Raw genomic sequence first — 19,845 nt, 5'->3', positions numbered from 1 at the left:
GGTATGCCTGTCAGTCGCAGGGCGGTAATCGGTGCGGGGCTGGCCTCGGTGCCGGTACTGGCCTCGGGGGTCGCGTGGGCCGGAGACGGGAGCGGAAGTCCGCGGGTGACGGACCCCGGCGCGTACATCTCGTTCAGCGGCGGAGCGTTCTCGCTGGTCGGCGCGCCGGTGGTGGTGCACGCCGAGGACCACCCGGGAGTCGTTCGGGTGGCGGGCGACCTGCGGGACGACCTCGAACGGGTCACGGGCGTACGCCCCGGCACCACCATCGCCCGCTTCGCCGTGCTCGTCGGCACGATCGGCCGGAGCCCGCTGATCGACGGCCTGGTGAAGTCCGGCAAGCTGGATGTGACGGGTGTGCGCGGCAAGTGGGAGACCTCGCTGCAGACGGTCGTGGACCACCCCGTGCCGGGGGTGGAGCGCGCCCTCGTCATCGCGGGCAGCGACCCCCGCGGCACGATCTTCGGCGCGTACGACGTCTCGTACGGCATCGGGGTCTCCCCCTGGCAATGGTGGGACGACGTGCCCCCGGTGCGCCGCAGTGGGGTCTGGGTGCTGCCCGGCCGGTACACGCAGGGCACTCCGGCGGTGAAGTACCGCGGCTTCTTCGTCAACGACGAGAACCCGGCCCTCGGCACCTGGGCGCCGGCGTACTTCGGCCCCGGGAAGGCGCCTGGCTACCCGGGCGGCTTCAACGCGGACTTCTACGCGAAGGTGTTCGAGGTGCTGCTGCGCCTGAAGGGGAACTACCTGTGGCCGGCGGTGTGGGGGCGGGCCTTCGCCGAGGACGACCCGGAGAACCACAGGCGGGCCGCGGAGTACGGCGTTGTCATGGGCACGTCTCACGAGGCGCCGATGATGCGCGGCATCGAGGAGTGGAACCGCCACGCGAGCGGCGGCAAGGACCCCTACGGCGGCACGGGGGAGTGGTCGTACCGCCGCAACGCCGAGGCGATCAGGAAGTACTGGCGGGCCGGCATCCAGCGCATGGTCGACGAGGGCTTCGAGGGCGTCGTGACCCTGGGGATGCGCGGCAACGGCGACACCAGCCTCCCCGACGGGGACGGCATCGAACTGATGCAGGAGATCATCGCGACGCAGCGGCAGATCATCGAGGAGGTGACGGGCAGACCCGCCGCCGAGACCCCGCAGGTGTGGACGCTGTACAAGGAGGTGCAGCGGTACTGGGACCGGGGCCTGCGAGCCCCGGACGACGTCACGGTCGTCCTCACCGACGACAACTGGGGCAACATCCGCAAGCACCCGGACCCCGCGGAGGGGACGAGGACCGGGGGCTACGGCCTGTACTACCACTTCGACTACGTCGGCGCGGGCCGGAACTACAAGTGGGTCGACACGGCGAACCTGCGCAACACCTGGGACCAGCTCCACCAGGCGCACGCCCACGGCAACCACGGCCTGTGGGTGGCCAACGTCGGTGACCTGAAGGGCAACGAGCTGCCGATCGAGTTCTTCCTCACCTACGCCTGGAACCCCGACCGCTGGGACCTGGACCGGCTGGGCGAGTGGGAGCGCCGGTACGCCCGCCAGAACTTCGGCGGGGGCGAGGCGGAGGCGATCGCGTCGGTGCTGGCCGAGTACGGCCGCCTGCAGGCCCGCCGCAAGCCGGAACTCCTGAACCGCCGGATCACACTGAACGACGCCGGCCAGGTGGAGAACGACGACCAGCAGACCCCGTACTACTTCCGGCACCGGGAGCTGGAGCGGGTGACGGCGGAGTGGAACGGACTGGCGCGGCAGGCGGACCGGATCGCACGGAAGCTGCCGCCCGTGGTCCAGGACGCGTGGTTCGAGCTGGTGGGCTACGAGGTGGCGGCGACCGCGAATCTGTACGCGCTGCGGGAGGCCGAGTTCGAGAACCTCCTCTACGCCAGGCAGGGCAGGGCGGCGACGAACGACAGGGCGGCGGATGCGGAGGCCGGACTGCAGGAGGACCTTGCACTGGCCGACCGCTTCAACTCCCGTGTGGCCGGGGGAAAATGGAAGGGCTTCCAGACCCAGCCGCACATCGACTACGGGGACGTGGACCGATACGGCCCGAACGCGCCGTGGCAGCAGCCGGAGAAGGACAACGTGGCCCTGCCGGACGTGCTGTTCCCGGCGGTGCAGCGGGTGGAGGTGCCGGTCGCCGCGGAACTGGGCGTGTCGCTGGACGGCTCCGAGGACTCGGGGGAGTGGTGGCCGGGCGGCGCGTCGGACCGGCCGGCGGCACTGCCGGAGTTCAGCCCGTACCAGACGCGGCCGCGGCAGTACGTGGAGCTCTTCAACCGGGGCCGTACCCCCTTCGACTACCGGGTGCGGACCTCGGCTCCGTGGCTGGTGGTGGACCGTCCACGGGGACGGGTGGAGCAGCAGGTGCGGGTCGAGGTGAGCGTGGACTGGTCGAGGGCTCCGCGCGGCAGGTCGGAGGCGTCGTTGACGGTGACCGGCGCGGGGGGTTCGGTGACCGTCGCGTGCGTGACGGACAACCCGTCCCGCCGAGGCCTGCGCGGCTTCGTCGAGGCGGGCGGTTACGTGGCGATCGACGCGGACCACTACGACCGTGCGGTGGGGAAGTGGCGGTGCCTGGAGGGCATCGGCCGCACCGGGGCGGGCATGACGCCGTGGCCGGTGACGGGGGCGCGGAGGGTGCCCGGGGGGTCCTCGCCGCGGCTGGAGTACGAGGTGAGCCTGCTGTCGGCGGGTTCGGGTTCGGGGGAGGTGACGGTCTGGGCGTACCTGTCCCCGCGGAACCCGGTGCTGCCGACGGGTGGCCTCCAGTACGGAGTCTCCCTCGACGAGGGCCCCATCCAGACCGTCGACATCAACGTGGGCGCGGACGACGGCCTGCTGAACGCCGTCTGGGCCCGCAACACCTCCGACAACGTGAACCGCACGGCCACGAGACACACCGTGAGCCGGGCCGGGGTGCACCGGCTGAAGTTCTGGATGGTGGACCCGACGGTGGTGCTCCAGAGGCTGCTGATCGACACGGGCGGGCTGGAGCCGACGTACTTGGGGCCGCTGGAGAGCTGGCGGGTTTGAGCAGGGCCTTCGAGGCGGGGGGAGCTGGGCGCTGGTTGGGTGGTCGCGGCGGCCTGCCCTCAGCCTCCTACTCGCCTTCGGTGAAGACCTGCCTTGCCGAGGTCGCGCTGATCGCCCGGTCGAACCATAGGTCCAGCAGATCAAGGTCGTCGCACGTCGCGATGCGCTCGCGCTCCTTATCGGAAACCTCGATGCCGCGCCGATCCAGGAGTCGCAGTATGGCCTCGGCCTTGCCCTCGGCCCTGCCTTCGTCGCGCAGTTCCTCGGCGAGGGGGGACTTGAAGAACGAGGTGTCGACGGCCACGAGGCGCCTCCAAAGCTCGGCAGCCGGGGTCTTGCCCAGGCCTTGTGCGGTCAGTTCGATGAAGATGTCTGCGGTGTCCTCGTCATGTCCCTGCAGGTCTCGGAGGACCGGGGCCATTGCCTCCAGTATGGCCTTGACCTCCGGGTCCCGACGGTGCAGCACGGCGGAGAGGACCGTCATGGGGAGGTCGTCGGCCACCGTGGCCGGCGTAGTCATGACTGGGACGTTGTCCGGGCCCAGGACCAGGGGGCGGAGTGTCAGCGCGGGCCACTGAGAGGGGCCGATCTCCACGTGCCGGGCGGCCCAGGCGGCGGTGGCCCGGTCGTTGCACACGACGACCAGGAGCGGGGGCAGCTGGTACTTGGCATAGAGGTGAGCGAGGTAGTAGCACCAGCTCGCCGGCTTGTCGGGGTCCTTCGCCCCTTGGGCCTCCACGGCGAGGAGGTAGCTACCGGAGTCGGCGGTGTCGATCCGGAGCAAGGTGTCGACTCGCCGTTCCACCGGGTGGTTCTCGGTGAGGTCGGTCGGGAGTGGCGTGCTGGACACCGGATCGGGGAACGGGACACCGATCCTCCTGGCGGCCCGGGCGAAGAGCCCCGGGTCCTGCTGGAAGATCCGGTGCATCGCCTCATGCGGAGAGCTGACCATGAGGAGACTTCAGTACCTCAGCTCCAGGTGCGTCCAGCGGAGTTGGGGACGTTGACCCCTACGGGTGATCAAAGCGTCAGGAGGGCGTCACGGGGGCGAGCACTGAGGCGGCCGCGCCCTGATCGTGAGCGCGAACCAGTCTCCCCCGCGTCGTCTGCACTGCGAAATGGCGGGGAATCGCCCGGCCGGAATGCCACCCTCGTTTGACCTGCGTCACTCTCGGGGTATTCTCTCCGGCTCGATTGGCGGAGGCCCCGCCCCATATGGCAGACTGTCCGAGTTGCTCGGTCGAGTGTTGATGCTGTGCGCCTCCCGCCGGGAGGACCGGAAGCGAGTCCCACAGTACTCGTCGCCCTAACTGCCACACGGCAGCGCTGGGGCGGACGTACGGGAATCTTTCGGGAAGTGCGGTGCGGCACCGGCCAGGCACCCGGTGGGCCTTCCGCCCTCGGTCTGCGGTTCCGGAAGGGCCGTGTGCATTCCGCAGGGATGTTCGAACAAGGGACATCTGTGTCAGTGGAAGCGCGACACGCCCGACCGCGTGGGTCGGAGAAGTGAAGGCAGCAGAGGGAATCCACCGGGTTCCAGAGCGTAAGAGAGACAGGACTACTGAGTAGCCATGGCGGGACAGAAGATCCGCATCCGGCTCAAGGCCTACGACCACGAGGTCATCGACTCCTCGGCGAAGAAGATCGTCGAGACGGTGACCCGCACTGGTGCGTCGGTCGCGGGCCCGGTGCCGCTGCCCACTGAGAAGAACGTGTACTGCGTCATCAAGTCGCCGCACAAGTACAAGGACTCGCGCGAGCACTTCGAGATGCGCACGCACAAGCGCCTGATCGACATCCTCGACCCGACCCCCAAGACCGTTGACTCTCTGATGCGACTCGACCTCCCGGCCGGTGTCGACATCGAGATCAAGCTCTGAGGCCGGTGATCTGAGAATGGCTAAGCAGATCAAGGGCATCCTGGGCGAGAAGCTCGGCATGACGCAGGTGTGGGACGAGAACAACCGCGTTGTTCCGGTCACCGTCGTCAAGGCCGGCCCCAACGTCGTCACCCAGGTCCGCACGAACGACGTCGACGGCTACGAGTCCGTCCAGATCGCGTTCGGCGAGATCGACCCGCGCAAGGTGAACAAGCCCCTCAAGGGCCACTTCGCCAAGGCCGACGTCACTCCCCGCCGCCACCTCGTCGAGATCCGCACCGCGGACGCCTCCGAGTACACGCTGGGCCAGGAGATCTCCGCTGAGGTCTTCGAGGCCGGCGTCAAGGTCGACGTGACCGGCAAGAGCAAGGGCAAGGGCTTCGCCGGTGTCATGAAGCGTCACAACTTCAAGGGCCTCGGCGCCGGACACGGCACCCAGCGCAAGCACCGCTCGCCCGGTTCCATCGGTGGCTGCGCCACCCCGGGCCGCGTGTTCAAGGGCCTCCGCATGGCGGGTCGCATGGGCAACGAGCGGGTCACCACCCAGAACCTGACCGTCCACGCCGTTGACGCGGAGAAGGGTCTGCTGCTCATCAAGGGCGCGGTTCCCGGTCCGAACGGCGGCCTCGTCCTGGTCCGCACCGCGGCCAAGGGGGCCTGAGGTAACCGATGAGCACTGTTGACATCCTTTCGCCGGCTGGCGACAAGGCCGGTTCCGTCGAGCTCCCCGCGGAGATCTTCGACGCCAAGGTCAGCGTTCCGCTGATCCACCAGGTCGTCGTCGCACAGCTGGCCGCTGCCCGCCAGGGCACCCACAAGACCAAGACGCGTGGCGAGGTCCGCGGCGGCGGCAAGAAGCCGTACCGCCAGAAGGGCACCGGTCGCGCCCGCCAGGGTTCGACCCGCGCCCCGCAGTTCGCCGGTGGTGGCGTCGTCCACGGCCCGCAGCCGCGTGACTACTCGCAGCGCACCCCGAAGAAGATGAAGGCCGCCGCCCTGCGCGGTGCCCTCACGGACCGGGCGCGTCACAACCGCATCCACGTCGTCTCCGGCGTGGTCGAGGGCGGGACCCCCAGCACCAAGGCCGCCAAGAGCCTGTTCGGCAAGATCAGCGAGCGCAAGAACCTGCTCCTGGTCGTCGACCGCGCCGACGAGGCCGCGTGGCTGTCCGCCCGCAACCTGCCCCAGGTCCACATCCTGGAGCCGGGCCAGCTGAACACGTACGACGTTCTCGTCTCGGACGACGTGGTCTTCACCCAGGCCGCTTTCGAGTCCTTCGTGTCTGGCCCCAAGGCCGCTGACACCGAAGGGAGCGAGGCCTGATGGCTACGCGTCACCCGAGCATTGCCTCGAAGGCCGCCAAGGCCGCCAAGGCCGCGCGCGTCGCCAAGGCGCGTCGCCACGCCACCGAGGGCAAGAACACCGTCGAGACCCCGCTGAGCAAGTCGTACACGGACCCCCGTGACGTCCTGCTGAAGCCGGTCGTCTCCGAGAAGAGCTACGCGCTCCTCGACGAGAACAAGTACACGTTCATCGTCGACCCGAACGCCAACAAGACCCAGATCAAGCAGGCCGTCCAGGCGGTCTTCTCGGTCAAGGTCACCGGGGTCAACACGATCAACCGCCAGGGCAAGCGCAAGCGGACCCGCACCGGCTTCGGCCAGCGCGCCGGCAGCAAGCGCGCGATCGTGACCCTCGCCGAGGGCGACCGTATCGACATCTTCGGCGGTCCGACCGCCTGAGGGCGGTCCGGATCGTCCGATATCGGACGAGGACTGAGAAATGGGAATCCGCAAGTACAAGCCGACTACGCCGGGCCGTCGTGGCGCCAGCGTCGCCGACTTCGTCGAGGTCACGCGGTCCACGCCGGAGAAGTCGCTGGTCCGCCCCCTGCACAGCAAGGGCGGCCGTAACAACGCCGGTCGTGTGACCGTTCGTCACCAGGGTGGCGGACACAAGCGCGCCTACCGCGTGATCGACTTCCGTCGTCACGACAAGGACGGCGTGCCGGCGAAGGTCGCGCACATCGAGTACGACCCCAACCGCACCGCGCGCATCGCGCTGCTGCACTACGCCGACGGCGAGAAGCGCTACATCCTCGCCCCGCGCAACCTGCAGCAGGGTGACCGCGTCGAGAACGGTCCCGGGGCCGACATCAAGCCGGGCAACAACCTGGCCCTGCGCAACATCCCGGTCGGTACCACGATCCACGCGATCGAGCTCCGTCCCGGTGGCGGTGCCAAGTTCGCCCGCTCCGCCGGTGCCTCCGTGCAGCTGCTCGCGAAGGAGGGCTCGATGGCCCACCTCCGCATGCCGTCCGGCGAGATCCGCCTGGTCGACCAGCGCTGCCGCGCCACCGTCGGCGAGGTCGGCAACGCCGAGCAGAGCAACATCAACTGGGGCAAGGCGGGCCGCAAGCGCTGGCTGGGCGTTCGCCCGACCGTCCGCGGTGTCGTGATGAACCCGGTTGACCACCCGCACGGTGGTGGTGAGGGCCGGACCTCCGGTGGTCGCCACCCTGTGTCCCCGTGGGGCAAGAAGGAAGGCCGTACTCGTTCGCCCAAGAAGGCGTCGAACAAGTACATCGTCCGCCGCCGCAAGACGAACAAGAAGCGCTAAGGACGGGTTGAGATGCCTCGTAGCTTGAAGAAGGGACCCTTCGTCGACGACCACCTGATCAAGAAGGTGGACGTCCAGAACGAAGCCGGTACCAAGAACGTCATCAAGACCTGGTCCCGTCGCTCGATGATCGTCCCGGCCATGCTTGGCCACACGATCGCGGTGCACAACGGCAAGACCCACATCCCGGTGTTCGTCACCGAGTCGATGGTCGGCCACAAGCTCGGCGAGTTCTCGCCGACGCGCACCTTCCGGGGCCACGTCAAGGAAGACCGGAAGTCGAAGCGCCGCTAGCAGCGGATCGCATTCAGACACGTAAGTAACTGAAGGGACAACCATGGAAGCCAGGGCCCAGGCGCGGTACATCCGCGTCACGCCCATGAAGGCCCGCCGCGTGGTGGACCTCATCCGTGGCATGGATGCCACGGAGGCCCAGGCTGTTCTGCGATTCGCTCCGCAGGCAGCCTCCGTGCCGGTCGGCAAGGTGCTCGACAGCGCCATCGCCAACGCCGCGCACAACTACGACCACACCGACGCCGACAGCCTCTACATCTCCGAGGCGTACGTCGACGAGGGCCCGACCCTGAAGCGGTTCCGGCCGCGCGCCCAGGGCCGTGCCTACCGGATCCGCAAGCGGACCAGCCACATCACCGTGGTCGTCAGCAGCAAGGAAGGAACCCGGTAATGGGCCAGAAGGTTAACCCGCATGGGTTCCGGCTCGGTGTCACCACGGACTTCAAGTCCCGGTGGTACGCCGACAAGCTGTACAAGGACTACGTCAAGGAAGACGTCGCCATCCGTCGGATGATGACGTCCGGCATGGAGCGCGCCGGCATCTCGAAGGTTGAGATCGAGCGCACCCGTGACCGCGTGCGTGTGGACATCCACACCGCTCGTCCGGGCATCGTCATCGGCCGCCGTGGCGCCGAGGCCGACCGCATCCGCGGCGACCTCGAGAAGCTCACCGGCAAGCAGGTCCAGCTGAACATCCTCGAGGTCAAGAACCCCGAGACCGACGCTCAGCTGGTGGCCCAGGCCGTTGCCGAGCAGCTCTCCTCCCGCGTCTCCTTCCGCCGCGCCATGCGTAAGAGCATGCAGTCGGCGATGAAGGCCGGCGCCAAGGGCATCAAGATCCAGTGCGGTGGCCGCCTCGGCGGCGCCGAGATGTCCCGCTCGGAGTTCTACCGCGAGGGCCGCGTGCCCCTGCACACGCTCCGCGCGAACGTGGACTACGGCTTCTTCGAGGCCAAGACGACCTTCGGCCGCATCGGTGTGAAGGTCTGGATCTACAAGGGCGACGTCAAGAACATCGCCGAGGTCCGCGCCGAGAACGCTGCCGCCCGTGCGGGTAACCGCCCGGCTCGCGGTGGCGGTGCCGACCGCCCGGCCCGTGGTGGCCGCGGTGGCGAGCGGCGCGGTCGCAAGCCGCAGCAGGCTGCCGGCGCCGAGGCCCCCAAGGCCGAGGCTCCCGCGTCCGCTCCGGCTGAGAGCACCGGAACGGAGGCCTGACCGAAATGCTGATCCCCCGTAGGGTCAAGCACCGCAAGCAGCACCACCCGAAGCGCCGTGGTCAGGCCAAGGGCGGTACGACGGTTGCGTTCGGCGAGTACGGCATCCAGGCCCTCACGCCGGCGTACGTGACCAACCGCCAGATCGAGGCGGCCCGTATCGCGATGACCCGCCACATCAAGCGTGGCGGCAAGGTCTGGATCAACATCTACCCGGACCGCCCGCTGACCAAGAAGCCCGCCGAGACCCGCATGGGTTCCGGTAAGGGTTCGCCGGAGTGGTGGATCGCGAACGTTCACCCGGGTCGGGTGATGTTCGAGCTGTCCTACCCGAACGAGAAGATCGCCCGTGAGGCGCTCCTTCGTGCCGCCCACAAGCTGCCGATGAAGTGCCGGATCGTCAAGCGCGAGGCAGGTGAAGCGTGATGTCGGTCGGTACCAAGGCGTCCGAGCTGCGCGAGCTGGGCAACGAGGAGCTTCTGGGCAAGCTCCGCGAGGCCAAGGAAGAGCTGTTCAACCTCCGCTTCCAGGCGGCGACCGGTCAGCTCGAGAACCACGGTCGGCTGAAGGCCGTCCGTAAGGACATCGCGCGGATCTACACCCTGATGCGTGAGCGCGAGCTGGGCATCGAGACGGTGGAGAGCGCCTGATGAGTGAGAGCAACGTGACTGAGCAGACTGCAGAGGCCCGCGGCTTCCGCAAGACCCGTGAGGGTCTCGTCGTCAGCGACAAGATGGACAAGACCGTCGTCGTCGCCGTCGAGGACCGCGTCAAGCACGCGCTGTACGGCAAGGTCATCCGCCGTACGAACAAGCTCAAGGCCCACGACGAGCAGAACGCCGCGGGTGTCGGCGACCGCGTCCTCCTGATGGAGACCCGGCCGCTGTCCGCCACGAAGCGCTGGCGCGTCGTCGAGATCCTCGAGAAGGCGAAGTAATCAAGCGGGGCTCCGCCCCGCTGCCCCCGCCGGGGGCTCCGCCCCCCAGGCCCCCGGGCCTGGCCGCGGTGAGGTCCCCGGCGTGGTTTTCCGCCCTCGGAGGCGCAAGTAATTCCTGCGGAGCATCCCCGCAGGACAGTTCCGCCAGGCTCGCAGGTTCGGCCCGACAAGGTCCCTGCGGGAACCGGCAGACGATCAGGAGATAGACGTGATCCAGCAGGAGTCGCGACTGCGTGTCGCCGACAACACTGGTGCGAAGGAGATCCTTTGCATCCGTGTGCTCGGTGGCTCCGGTCGCCGCTACGCGGGCATCGGTGACGTCATCGTCGCCACCGTCAAGGACGCGATCCCCGGTGGCAACGTGAAGAAGGGTGACGTCGTCAAGGCGGTCATCGTTCGCACCGTCAAGGAGCGCCGTCGTCCGGACGGCTCGTACATCCGCTTCGACGAGAACGCCGCCGTCATTCTGAAGAACGACGGCGACCCTCGGGGCACCCGCATCTTCGGCCCGGTCGGCCGTGAGCTGCGCGAGAAGAAGTTCATGAAGATCATCTCGCTGGCTCCGGAGGTGCTGTAAGCATGAAGATCAAGAAGGGCGACCTGGTCCAGGTCATCACCGGTAAGGACAAGGGCAAGCAGGGCAAGGTCATCGCGGCCTACCCCCGCGAGGACCGTGTCCTGGTCGAGGGTGTCAACCGGGTCAAGAAGCACACCAAGGCCGGTCCGACCGCCAGCGGTTCCCAGGCCGGCGGCATCGTGACCACCGAGGCCCCGATCCACGTGAGCAACGTTCAGCTCGTCGTGGAGAAGGACGGCAACAAGGTCGTCACGCGTGTCGGCTACCGCTTCGACGACGAAGGCAACAAGATCCGCGTTGCCAAGCGGACGGGTGAGGACATCTGATGGCTACCACCACCACTCCGCGTCTGAAGACGAAGTACCGCGAGGAGATCGCGGGCAAGCTGCGTGACGAGTTCAAGTACGAGAACGTCATGCAGGTTCCCGGCCTCGTCAAGATCGTGGTCAACATGGGTGTCGGCGACGCCGCCCGTGACTCGAAGCTGATCGAGGGCGCGATCCGCGACCTGACCACCATCACCGGTCAGAAGCCGGCCGTCACCAAGGCCCGCAAGTCCATCGCGCAGTTCAAGCTGCGTGAGGGCCAGCCGATCGGTGCCCACGTCACGCTCCGTGGCGACCGCATGTGGGAGTTCCTGGACCGCACCCTGTCGCTCGCGCTGCCGCGCATCCGCGACTTCCGCGGCCTGTCCCCCAAGCAGTTCGACGGCCGTGGCAACTACACCTTCGGTCTCACGGAGCAGGTCATGTTCCACGAGATCGACCAGGACAAGATCGACCGTACCCGGGGCATGGACATCACCGTGGTCACCACGGCGACCAACGACGCTGAGGGCCGCGCGCTCCTTCGTCACCTCGGCTTCCCGTTCAAGGAGGCGTGAGCGAGATGGCGAAGAAGGCTCTGATTGCCAAGGCTGCTCGCAAGCCCAAGTTCGGTGTGCGTGGCTACACCCGCTGCCAGCGCTGCGGCCGTCCGCACTCCGTGTACCGCAAGTTCGGCCTGTGCCGCGTGTGCCTTCGTGAGATGGCTCACCGTGGCGAGCTGCCGGGCGTGACCAAGAGCTCCTGGTAATCCCGGTAATCAGGGATTCCTGAGACTCTCGGTAAGCATCTGGGTGGGCAGGGGCCCTTCTCCGCATGCCTTAGGCTTGTGGGGTTGGGCGTCTGCCACGCCCGTACGACTTACTACGCCGTAGGTCCACCGCGCCGCACCCGTCCCGTCTCGGATCGGGGAGAGGGATGGCGCACCAGGAAACCCCGGCGAGAGAGGCCGAAGGCCAATTCATGACCATGACTGATCCGATCGCAGACATGCTTACGCGTCTGCGGAACGCGAACTCGGCATACCACGACTCCGTGACGATGCCGGCATCGAAGATCAAGTCGCACATCGCGGAGATCCTCCAGCAGGAGGGCTTCATCACGGGCTGGAAGATCGAGGACGCCGAGGTCGGCAAGAACCTCGTTCTCGAGCTGAAGTTCGGCCCGAACCGTGAGCGCTCCATCGCGGGCATCAAGCGGATCTCCAAGCCCGGTCTCCGGGTGTACGCGAAGTCCACCAACCTGCCGAAGGTGCTCGGCGGCCTCGGCGTGGCGATCATCTCCACGTCGCACGGGCTCCTCACCGACAAGCAGGCCGGCAAGAAGGGCGTGGGTGGGGAAGTCCTCGCCTACGTCTGGTAGCGGAAGGGAACGGAGGAAACAGCTATGTCGCGTATTGGCAAGCTCCCCATCACGGTTCCCGCCGGCGTGGACGTCACCATCGACGGCCGTACGGTCTCGGTCAAGGGCCCCAAGGGCACGCTGACCCACACCATCGTCGCGCCGATCGACATCGCCAAGGGTGAGGACGGCGTTCTCAACGTCACCCGCCCCAACGACGAGCGTCAGAACAAGGCCCTGCACGGCCTGTCCCGCACGCTGGTGGCGAACATGATCACCGGCGTGACCCAGGGTTACGTGAAGAAGCTCGAGATCAGCGGTGTCGGTTACCGCGTGCAGGCCAAGGGTTCGAACCTCGAGTTCGCTCTCGGTTACAGCCACCCGATCACCGTCGAGGCGCCCGAGGGCATCACCTTCAAGGTGGAGACCCCGACCCGCTTCCAGGTCGAGGGCATCGACAAGCAGAAGGTCGGCGAGGTTGCGGCCAACATCCGCAAGCTGCGCAAGCCCGACCCGTACAAGGCCAAGGGCGTCAAGTACGAGGGCGAAGTCATCCGCCGCAAGGTCGGAAAGGCGGGTAAGTAAGCCATGGCATACGGGCAGAAGATCCTCAAGGGCGACGCCTACAAGCGCGCCGCGATCAAGCGCCGTCACATCCGGATCCGCAAGAACCTTTCCGGTACGGCGGAGCGCCCCCGTCTGGTCGTGACCCGCTCCAACCGTCACATCGTGGCGCAGGTGATCGACGACCTCAAGGGCCACACCCTGGCGTCGGCGTCCACCCTGGACAGCTCGATCCGCGGTGGCGAGGGCGACAAGTCCGCGCAGGCCAAGCAGGTCGGCGCCCTGGTCGCCGAGCGTGCGAAGGCCGCCGGTGTCGAGGCCGTCGTGTTCGACCGTGGTGGTAACCAGTACGCCGGGCGCATCGCCGCTCTGGCGGACGCCGCCCGCGAAGCCGGGCTCAAGTTCTGAGCCGCTTGTAGCTAGCGGAAAGAGAGAGGTAATCCAATGGCTGGACCCCAGCGCCGCGGTGGCGGTGCCGGTGGCGGCGAGCGGCGGGACCGGAAGGGCCGTGACGGCGGCGCTGCTGCCGCCGAGAAGACCGCGTACGTTGAGCGCGTCGTCGCGATCAACCGCGTCGCCAAGGTTGTGAAGGGTGGTCGTCGCTTCAGCTTCACCGCGCTGGTCGTGGTGGGCGACGGTGACGGCACCGTGGGTGTCGGATACGGCAAGGCCAAGGAGGTGCCGGCCGCCATCGCCAAGGGCGTTGAGGAGGCCAAGAAGCACTTCTTCAAGGTCCCCCGGATCCAGGGCACCATCCCGCACCCCATCCAGGGTGAGAAGGCTGCCGGCGTCGTGCTGCTCAAGCCCGCGTCCCCCGGTACCGGTGTTATCGCCGGTGGTCCGGTGCGTGCCGTGCTCGAGTGCGCCGGTATCCACGACGTGCTGTCGAAGTCGCTCGGCTCCGACAACGCGATCAACATCGTGCACGCGACCGTGGCGGCCCTGAAGGGCCTGCAGCGTCCCGAGGAGATCGCGGCGCGCCGTGGTCTGCCGCTCGAGGACGTCGCCCCCGCGGCCCTGCTGCGTGCGCGTGCCGGGGCGGGTGTGTGATCATGGCGCAGCTCAAGATCACGCAGGTCAAGTCCTACATCGGCAGCAAGCAGAACCACCGTGACACCCTGCGCTCCCTTGGTCTCAAGGGGATCAACACGCAGGTCGTCAAGGAGGACCGCCCCGAGTTCCGCGGCATGGTGCACACCGTCCGCCACCTCGTGACGGTCGAGGAGGTCGACTGATCATGGCGGAGCAGAACCCGCTCAAGATCCACAACCTCCGTCCCGCCCCCGGCGCCAAGACCGCCAAGACCCGTGTCGGTCGTGGTGAGGCGTCGAAGGGTAAGACGGCCGGTCGTGGTACCAAGGGTACGAAGGCCCGTTACCAGGTTCCGGAGCGCTTCGAGGGTGGCCAGATGCCCCTCCACATGCGCCTCCCGAAGCTGAAGGGCTTCAAGAACCCGTTCAAGACCGAGTACCAGGTCGTGAACCTCGACAAGCTGGCCGCGCTCTACCCCGAGGGTGGCGAGGTCACCGTCGAGGGTCTGGTGGCCAAGGGTGCCGTTCGCAAGAACAGCCTCGTCAAGGTCCTGGGCCAGGGCGAGGTCTCCGTGGCGCTGCAGGTGACGGTCGACGCCGTCTCCGGCTCCGCCAAGGAGAAGATCACCGCCGCCGGCGGTACGGTCACCGAGCTCGTCTGACCCGATCAGGCGCCTCGATGACGTGAGCGATCCCGACCGGGGATACCCCACAAAAGGGGTATCCCCGGTTGGTCGTTCCAGAGGGGGCGGTCTCGCCGGTAAGGTGGCCTGCACTGCCCACTTTCACGGGGTGCTCACATAGGGCACTCTGAGCGGCAGTTGACCGTTACGTATTTGTCGAACCTCAGACTCACCCTTGACGCAGTTGCGCGGGGGTCGCAGGAGGCACCGTGCTCACCGCGTTCGCCCGGGCGTTCAGGACGCCCGACCTGCGCAAGAAGCTGCTCTTCACGCTGGGCATCATCGTGGTGTACCGGGTCGGTACCCACGTTCCGATCCCCGGCGTCAACTACCAGGCCGTCCAGCAGTGCGTGAACGAGGCGTCCGGCAACCAGGGCCTGTTCGGTCTGGTCAACATGTTCAGTGGCGGGGCGCTGCTGCAGATCACGATCTTCGCGCTGGGGATCATGCCGTACATCACGGCGAGCATCATCCTGCAGCTGCTGACCGTGGTCATCCCGCGCCTCGAGGCCCTGAAGAAGGAGGGTCAGGCGGGTACCGCGAAGATCACGCAGTACACCCGCTACCTGACCGTGGCGCTGGCGATCCTGCAGGGTACCGGCCTGGTGGCCACCGCCCGCAGCGGCGCCCTGTTCAACGGCTGCACCGCCGCCAGCCAGATCGTCCCGGACCAGGCGATCTTCACCACCATCACCATGGTCATCTGCATGACCGCCGGTACGGCCATGGTCATGTGGCTCGGTGAGCTGATCACCGACCGCGGTATCGGCAACGGCATGTCGATCCTGATGTTCATCTCGATCGCCGCGACCTTCCCGTCCGCGCTGTGGGCCATCAAGAAGCAGGGCACCCTGGCCGACGGCTGGATCGAGTTCGGCACCGTGATCCTCGTGGGTCTGGTCATGGTCGGCCTGGTGGTCTTCGTGGAGCAGGCCCAGCGCCGCATCCCCGTGCAGTACGCGAAGCGGATGATCGGCCGCCGCTCCTACGGCGGTACGTCCACCTACATCCCGTTGAAGGTGAACCAGGCGGGTGTGATCCCTGTCATCTTCGCCTCGTCGCTGCTCTACATCCCGGCGCTGGTGGCGCAGTTCTCCGGGAGCAATTCGGGCTGGAAGCAGTGGATCGAGACCAACCTGACCAAGGGCGACCACCCGATTTACATCGTTTCGTACTTCTTGCTCATCGTTTTCTTCGCGTTCTTCTACGTGGCGATCTCCTTCAACCCCGAGGAAGTCGCCGACAACATGAAGAAGTATGGTGGCTTCATCCCGGGCATCCGGGCTGGCCGACCGACCGCTGAGTACCTCAGCTACGTGCTCAACCGGATCACCTGGCCGGGTTCGCTGTATCTGGGTCTGATCGCTCTCGTACCGACAATGGCGTTGGTCGGCTTCAACGCAAGCGGGAACTTCCCGTTCGGCGGGACGAGCATCCTCATCATCGTGGGTGTCGGTCTCGAGACGGTGAAGCAGATCGAGAGCCAGCTCCAGCAGCGCAATTACGAAGGGTTCCTCCGCTGATGCGAATCGTCCTCGTCGGGCCGCCGGGTGCCGGTAAGGGAACGCAGGCAGTGCGCCTTGCCGAGAAGCTGCGCATCCCGCACATCTCCACGGGTGACCTGTTCCGCGCCAACATCAGCCGGAAGACGGAGCTCGGGACGCTCGCGAAGTCCTACATGGACGCCGGCAACCTCGTCCCCGACGAGGTCACCATCGCCATGGCGAAGGACCGCATGGAGCAGCCGGACGCCCAGGGGGGCTTCCTGTTGGACGGCTTCCCGCGCAACGTCTCCCAGGCCGAGGCGCTGGACGAGCTGCTCGAGAGCGAGGGCATCACGCTCGACGCGGTACTCGACCTCGAGGTGCCGGAGGAAGAGGTCGTGAAGCGGATCGCCGGCCGGCGGATCTGCCGCAAGGAGTCGGCCCACGTCTTCCACGTGACGTACAGCCCGCCCAAGCGGGAGGGCGTCTGCGACGTCTGCGGCGGTGAGCTCTACCAGCGCGACGACGACTCCGAGGAGACCGTCCGCAAGCGGCTGGAGGTCTACCACACGCAGACCGAGCCGATCATCGACTACTACAAGACCCAGGGCCTGGTCGTGACGATCTCGTCCCTGGGACCGGTGGACGAGGTCACGAAGCGGGCGCTGGACGCGCTGAAGCGCGAGGACGCCACCCAGTAGTTCTCACGTCCGTCGCAGCCGCGGTTCCTTCCTGGGGCCGCGGCTGCGCTGTGGGGCGGGTGCGCGCCCCCGTATCTTTGGAAGCGTCCGTTCTTCCCGGTCCAGAAAGGCCCTCGCCCCCATGGTGCAGATCAAGACCCCGGAGCAGATCGCCAAGATGCGTGCGGCGGGGCTGGTCGTCGCCGCGATCCACGCGGCCACCCGGGAGGCCGCGGTGCCCGGAGCGACCACCAACGATCTGGACCAGGTCGCGCGCAAGGTCCTGGCCGAGCACAACGCCAAGCCGAACTTCCTGGGGTACGGCGGCTTCCCCGCGACGATCTGCACCTCCGTGAACGAGGTCGTCGTGCACGGCATCCCCTCCGACGACGTCGTCCTCAAGGACGGCGACATCATCTCCATCGACTGCGGCGCGATCGTCGACGGCTGGCACGGTGACGCGGCGTACACCGCGTTCGTCGGCTCGGGGCACGCCCCGGAACTGGTCGAGCTGTCCCGGGTGACCGAGGAATCCATGTGGGCCGGCATCGCCGCGATGAAGCAGGGCAACCGGCTCGTCGACGTGTCGCGGGCGATCGAGACGTACATCCGCCGCCAGCCCAAGCCCGGCGGCGGCCGGTACGGGATCATCGAGGACTACGGCGGTCACGGCATCGGCACCGAGATGCACATGGACCCGCACCTGCTGAACTACGTCGACCGCCGGCGCGGCAAGGGACCCAAGCTGGTCCCGGGCTTCTGCCTGGCCATCGAGCCCATGGTGTCCCTGGGCACCCCGAAGACAGAGGTCCTCTCGGACGACTGGACGGTCATCACCACCGACGGCACCTGGTCCTCCCACTGGGAGCACTCGGTGGCCCTCATGGAGGAGGGCCCCCTGGTCCTCACGGCCCCGGACGGAGGCAAGGCCAAGCTGGCCGAGTACGGCGTCACGACGGCACCGGACCCCCTGGCCTGACGAGGGGCCCGGGTCATGGCGGCCGGTCGGAGGCCGGCGCGGCCGCTGGAAGCCCGTCCCGTACCCCGGCGGCTCGGTCCTGCCGCCGGCCCTACCCCTCTCGCCCGACCGGGGCCGAGCCCGCGAGTACGGCGCCGAGGCGGTCGGTGCCGCCTCGTGAGGGTGAGTCCGAGATCGCCGGCGCATCCCGTGCATACCGATCTTGAGCGCCGGGCAGGCTCTCCCGATTCGTGTTTCCGGGTGCGCTGACGTAGACTGACTCGTCGGCTCTCGTGCACCCGCATGTCCGCATGCGCCCGTAAGGGACAGCTCGGGAGTCGATCAAGGTAGTCGATTCGAAGGGCGAAGCGTGGCCAAGAAGCAAGGTGCCATCGAGATCGAGGGCACTGTCGTCGAGTCTCTGCCGAACGCCATGTTCAAGGTCGAGCTCCAGAACGGCCACCAGGTCCTGGCACACATCAGCGGCAAGATGCGTATGCACTACATCCGCATCCTCCCTGACGACCGGGTCGTGGTGGAGCTGTCTCCGTACGACCTGACGCGTGGCCGGATCGTCTACCGGTACAAGTAGATCTTGCCCGAGCCCCGGGCCCGCCCGGAGCGCTGGCACTGACCCGGAGAACCTCACCCAATGAAGGTCAAGCCGAGCGTCAAGAAGATCTGCGACAAGTGCAGGGTGATCCGCCGTCACGGCCGGGTCATGGTCATCTGCGAGAACCCGCGCCACAAGCAGCGCCAGGGCTGACGCACGACCGATCCCTCTGCATCCGACGCAGAGTTTCGCGCGACGCAAGCTGAATATGTTCATACGCAGGACCCGGGCGAGCGATCGCCTGACACCCCCGGTTCGGAGGCCGGGGACCCAGTTCGTACCTAGTACGGCGGCTGGGAGCCGGTCCTGTGGAAGACCTCCGAAGATCAAACTGGAGCCATTGAATGGCACGCGTTTCCGGTGTTGACATCCCGCGCGAAAAGCGCGTGGAGATCGCCCTCACCTACGTGTTCGGCATCGGCCGGACTCTTTCTCAGCAGACGCTGGCCGCCACCGGCGTCGACCCGAACACCCGCGTTCGCGACCTCTCCGAGGAGCAGCTCGTCGCGATCCGCGAGTACGTCGACAACAACATCAAGACCGAGGGTGACCTCCGTCGCGAGATCCAGGCCGACATCCGCCGCAAGGTCGAGATCGGCACGTACCAGGGTCTGCGTCACCGCCGCGGTCTGCCCGTCCGCGGTCAGCGCACCAGCACCAACGCCCGCACCCGCAAGGGCCCGCGTCGCGCCATCGCCGGCAAGAAGAAGCCGGGCAAGAAGTAGTCCGCAGCGGACCGCCTGTCCACGGTCTTCGCTGTAGGACCGACCACCTCCCGTAGGAGTTAAGAGATGCCCCCCAAGGGACGTCAGGGCGCTGCCAAGAAGGTGCGCCGCAAGGAAAAGAAGAACGTCGCTCACGGCCACGCGCACATCAAGAGCACGTTCAACAACACGATCGTGTCGATCACGGACCCGTCCGGCAACGTGATCTCCTGGGCCTCCGCCGGCCACGTCGGCTTCAAGGGCTCCCGGAAGTCCACGCCGTTCGCCGCGCAGATGGCCGCCGAGTCGGCTGCCCGCCGCGCCCAGGAGCACGGCATGCGCAAGGTCGACGTGTTCGTCAAGGGCCCGGGCTCCGGTCGTGAGACCGCGATCCGCTCCCTGCAGGCCACGGGCCTCGAGGTCGGCTCCATCCAGGACGTCACCCCGACCCCCCACAACGGCTGCCGTCCGCCGAAGCGCCGCCGCGTCTGACGCACGGTTGTCTTGAGGGTCCGGGCGGTACGGCTCCGTAAGGGGCGTACCGCCCGTACCCTTGCAGTACCCGCACTTCTCACGGGTGCGGTTTCCGTCGGGCGTCAAATAGCGGGCGTCCACGAAAGAAGGATCTGATCCACACATGCTGATCGCTCAGCGTCCCTCGTTGACCGAAGAGGTCGTCGACGAGTTCCGCTCCCGGTTCGTGATCGAGCCGCTGGAGCCGGGCTTCGGCTACACCCTCGGCAACTCGCTCCGCCGCACCCTCCTGTCGTCGATCCCCGGTGCCGCTGTCACCAGCATCCGCATCGACGGCGTCCTGCACGAGTTCACCACCGTGCCGGGCGTCAAGGAGGACGTCACCGACCTGATCCTCAACATCAAGCAGCTGGTCGTCTCCTCG

30 protein-coding genes and 1 pseudogene are annotated in these 19,845 nt (G+C 67.4%); 30 read left to right on the top strand and 1 reads right to left on the bottom strand.

Going from position 1 to position 19,845, the window contains the following annotated elements:
- Window positions 1–3 precede the first annotated feature (3 nt).
- Complete coding sequence (locus ACWC21_RS12055; RefSeq protein WP_450880711.1) at window positions 4–3,045, top strand: glycosyl hydrolase 115 family protein; 3,042 nt, start codon at window positions 4–6, stop codon at window positions 3,043–3,045.
- A 67-nt stretch (window positions 3,046–3,112) separates the two neighbouring features.
- Here ACWC21_RS12055 and ACWC21_RS12050 read toward each other — a convergent pair whose 3' ends face one another.
- On the bottom strand, window positions 3,113–3,997 hold the full coding sequence (locus ACWC21_RS12050; RefSeq protein ID WP_450880709.1) for a hypothetical protein: 885 nt from the start codon (window positions 3,995–3,997) through the stop codon (window positions 3,113–3,115).
- A gap of 619 nt (window positions 3,998–4,616) precedes the next feature.
- Here ACWC21_RS12050 and rpsJ point away from each other — a divergent pair.
- The 29 genes and pseudogenes from rpsJ to ACWC21_RS11905 form a co-directional block, all read left to right on the top strand.
- The gene (gene rpsJ, locus ACWC21_RS12045; protein WP_003948644.1) at window positions 4,617–4,925 is read left to right on the top strand and encodes a 30S ribosomal protein S10; all 309 of its coding nucleotides are present in this window, start codon (window positions 4,617–4,619) and stop codon (window positions 4,923–4,925) included.
- Between the two features lie 16 nt (window positions 4,926–4,941).
- On the top strand, window positions 4,942–5,586 hold the full coding sequence (gene rplC, locus ACWC21_RS12040; protein WP_005481233.1) for a 50S ribosomal protein L3: 645 nt from the start codon (window positions 4,942–4,944) through the stop codon (window positions 5,584–5,586).
- Between the two features lie 8 nt (window positions 5,587–5,594).
- Window positions 5,595–6,248, top strand: a complete 654-nt coding sequence (gene rplD / locus ACWC21_RS12035; protein ID WP_388798511.1) for a 50S ribosomal protein L4 — start codon at window positions 5,595–5,597, stop codon at window positions 6,246–6,248.
- The gene (gene rplW, locus ACWC21_RS12030) at window positions 6,248–6,667 is read left to right on the top strand and encodes a 50S ribosomal protein L23 (protein WP_450880707.1); all 420 of its coding nucleotides are present in this window, start codon (window positions 6,248–6,250) and stop codon (window positions 6,665–6,667) included. The genes rplD and rplW overlap by 1 nt, the downstream gene beginning before the upstream one ends.
- Before the next feature lie 40 nt (window positions 6,668–6,707).
- Entirely contained in the window at window positions 6,708–7,544 is an 837-nt protein-coding gene (gene rplB, locus ACWC21_RS12025) for a 50S ribosomal protein L2 (RefSeq protein ID WP_388798514.1), read from the top strand.
- 12 nt (window positions 7,545–7,556) lie between these two features.
- Window positions 7,557–7,838 carry a 30S ribosomal protein S19 gene (rpsS, locus tag ACWC21_RS12020; protein WP_009190133.1) on the top strand — a complete coding sequence of 94 codons (282 nt, stop codon included), beginning with the start codon at window positions 7,557–7,559 and terminating at the stop codon, window positions 7,836–7,838.
- A gap of 43 nt (window positions 7,839–7,881) precedes the next feature.
- Window positions 7,882–8,229: a 50S ribosomal protein L22 gene (rplV, locus tag ACWC21_RS12015; RefSeq protein ID WP_019329637.1), complete on the top strand. Its 348-nt coding sequence runs from the start codon at window positions 7,882–7,884 to the stop codon at window positions 8,227–8,229.
- Window positions 8,229–9,053: a 30S ribosomal protein S3 gene (gene rpsC, locus ACWC21_RS12010; protein ID WP_094215512.1), complete on the top strand. Its 825-nt coding sequence runs from the start codon at window positions 8,229–8,231 to the stop codon at window positions 9,051–9,053. Before rplV ends, rpsC begins: the two co-directional genes overlap by 1 nt.
- Before the next feature lie 5 nt (window positions 9,054–9,058).
- Window positions 9,059–9,478: a 50S ribosomal protein L16 gene (rplP, locus tag ACWC21_RS12005; protein ID WP_132857211.1), complete on the top strand. Its 420-nt coding sequence runs from the start codon at window positions 9,059–9,061 to the stop codon at window positions 9,476–9,478.
- Window positions 9,478–9,702, top strand: coding sequence for a 50S ribosomal protein L29 (gene rpmC / locus ACWC21_RS12000; RefSeq protein WP_389012224.1), 225 nt, complete (start codon window positions 9,478–9,480; stop codon window positions 9,700–9,702). Before rplP ends, rpmC begins: the two co-directional genes overlap by 1 nt.
- Window positions 9,702–9,989: a 30S ribosomal protein S17 gene (rpsQ, locus tag ACWC21_RS11995; RefSeq protein ID WP_003992363.1), complete on the top strand. Its 288-nt coding sequence runs from the start codon at window positions 9,702–9,704 to the stop codon at window positions 9,987–9,989. Before rpmC ends, rpsQ begins: the two co-directional genes overlap by 1 nt.
- 208 nt (window positions 9,990–10,197) lie before the next feature.
- Window positions 10,198–10,566: a 50S ribosomal protein L14 gene (rplN, locus tag ACWC21_RS11990; protein WP_003998823.1), complete on the top strand. Its 369-nt coding sequence runs from the start codon at window positions 10,198–10,200 to the stop codon at window positions 10,564–10,566.
- Window positions 10,567–10,568: 2 nt separating this feature from the next.
- Window positions 10,569–10,892, top strand: coding sequence for a 50S ribosomal protein L24 (gene rplX / locus ACWC21_RS11985; RefSeq protein WP_310764877.1), 324 nt, complete (start codon window positions 10,569–10,571; stop codon window positions 10,890–10,892).
- Window positions 10,892–11,449, top strand: coding sequence for a 50S ribosomal protein L5 (gene rplE / locus ACWC21_RS11980; RefSeq protein WP_015658460.1), 558 nt, complete (start codon window positions 10,892–10,894; stop codon window positions 11,447–11,449). The genes rplX and rplE overlap by 1 nt, the downstream gene beginning before the upstream one ends.
- A gap of 5 nt (window positions 11,450–11,454) precedes the next feature.
- Window positions 11,455–11,640 carry a type Z 30S ribosomal protein S14 gene (locus ACWC21_RS11975; protein ID WP_003948630.1) on the top strand — a complete coding sequence of 62 codons (186 nt, stop codon included), beginning with the start codon at window positions 11,455–11,457 and terminating at the stop codon, window positions 11,638–11,640.
- A gap of 212 nt (window positions 11,641–11,852) precedes the next feature.
- Window positions 11,853–12,251, top strand: a complete 399-nt coding sequence (gene rpsH / locus ACWC21_RS11970; protein WP_007494756.1) for a 30S ribosomal protein S8 — start codon at window positions 11,853–11,855, stop codon at window positions 12,249–12,251.
- A 24-nt stretch (window positions 12,252–12,275) separates the two neighbouring features.
- Window positions 12,276–12,815: a 50S ribosomal protein L6 gene (gene rplF / locus ACWC21_RS11965; protein ID WP_132857212.1), complete on the top strand. Its 540-nt coding sequence runs from the start codon at window positions 12,276–12,278 to the stop codon at window positions 12,813–12,815.
- Window positions 12,816–12,818: 3 nt separating this feature from the next.
- A complete protein-coding gene (rplR, locus tag ACWC21_RS11960) occupies window positions 12,819–13,202 on the top strand; it encodes a 50S ribosomal protein L18 (RefSeq protein ID WP_030745253.1) in 384 nt (127 codons plus the stop codon).
- Between the two features lie 36 nt (window positions 13,203–13,238).
- Entirely contained in the window at window positions 13,239–13,844 is a 606-nt protein-coding gene (gene rpsE / locus ACWC21_RS11955; protein ID WP_030860989.1) for a 30S ribosomal protein S5, read from the top strand.
- Window positions 13,845–13,846: 2 nt separating this feature from the next.
- A complete protein-coding gene (rpmD, locus tag ACWC21_RS11950; protein WP_003974250.1) occupies window positions 13,847–14,029 on the top strand; it encodes a 50S ribosomal protein L30 in 183 nt (60 codons plus the stop codon).
- 2 nt (window positions 14,030–14,031) lie between these two features.
- Window positions 14,032–14,487: a 50S ribosomal protein L15 gene (rplO, locus tag ACWC21_RS11945; RefSeq protein WP_030745257.1), complete on the top strand. Its 456-nt coding sequence runs from the start codon at window positions 14,032–14,034 to the stop codon at window positions 14,485–14,487.
- 230 nt (window positions 14,488–14,717) lie between these two features.
- Entirely contained in the window at window positions 14,718–16,031 is a 1,314-nt protein-coding gene (secY, locus tag ACWC21_RS11940; RefSeq protein WP_450880701.1) for a preprotein translocase subunit SecY, read from the top strand.
- Window positions 16,031–16,693 (top strand): adenylate kinase, encoded by a 663-nt coding sequence (locus tag ACWC21_RS11935; protein ID WP_450880699.1) that lies wholly within the window; start codon window positions 16,031–16,033, stop codon window positions 16,691–16,693. The genes secY and ACWC21_RS11935 overlap by 1 nt, the downstream gene beginning before the upstream one ends.
- A 121-nt stretch (window positions 16,694–16,814) precedes the next feature.
- On the top strand, window positions 16,815–17,651 hold the full coding sequence (gene map / locus ACWC21_RS11930; protein ID WP_450880697.1) for a type I methionyl aminopeptidase: 837 nt from the start codon (window positions 16,815–16,817) through the stop codon (window positions 17,649–17,651).
- 349 nt (window positions 17,652–18,000) lie between these two features.
- Window positions 18,001–18,222, top strand: a complete 222-nt coding sequence (gene infA, locus ACWC21_RS11925; protein WP_003948620.1) for a translation initiation factor IF-1 — start codon at window positions 18,001–18,003, stop codon at window positions 18,220–18,222.
- A gap of 60 nt (window positions 18,223–18,282) precedes the next feature.
- Window positions 18,283–18,396: a 50S ribosomal protein L36 gene (gene rpmJ, locus ACWC21_RS11920; RefSeq protein WP_003998809.1), complete on the top strand. Its 114-nt coding sequence runs from the start codon at window positions 18,283–18,285 to the stop codon at window positions 18,394–18,396.
- 191 nt (window positions 18,397–18,587) lie between these two features.
- Complete coding sequence (gene rpsM, locus ACWC21_RS11915; protein WP_004984507.1) at window positions 18,588–18,968, top strand: 30S ribosomal protein S13; 381 nt, start codon at window positions 18,588–18,590, stop codon at window positions 18,966–18,968.
- Window positions 18,969–19,034: 66 nt separating this feature from the next.
- Window positions 19,035–19,439: a 30S ribosomal protein S11 gene (gene rpsK / locus ACWC21_RS11910; RefSeq protein WP_003956432.1), complete on the top strand. Its 405-nt coding sequence runs from the start codon at window positions 19,035–19,037 to the stop codon at window positions 19,437–19,439.
- Between the two features lie 145 nt (window positions 19,440–19,584).
- Window positions 19,585–19,845 (top strand): annotated as a pseudogene (locus ACWC21_RS11905) (DNA-directed RNA polymerase subunit alpha); the annotation flags it as partial.

The sequence above is a fragment of the Streptomyces sp. NPDC001348 genome (assembly GCF_053597535.1).
This window is presented reverse-complemented; position numbering and strand designations above follow the sequence as displayed.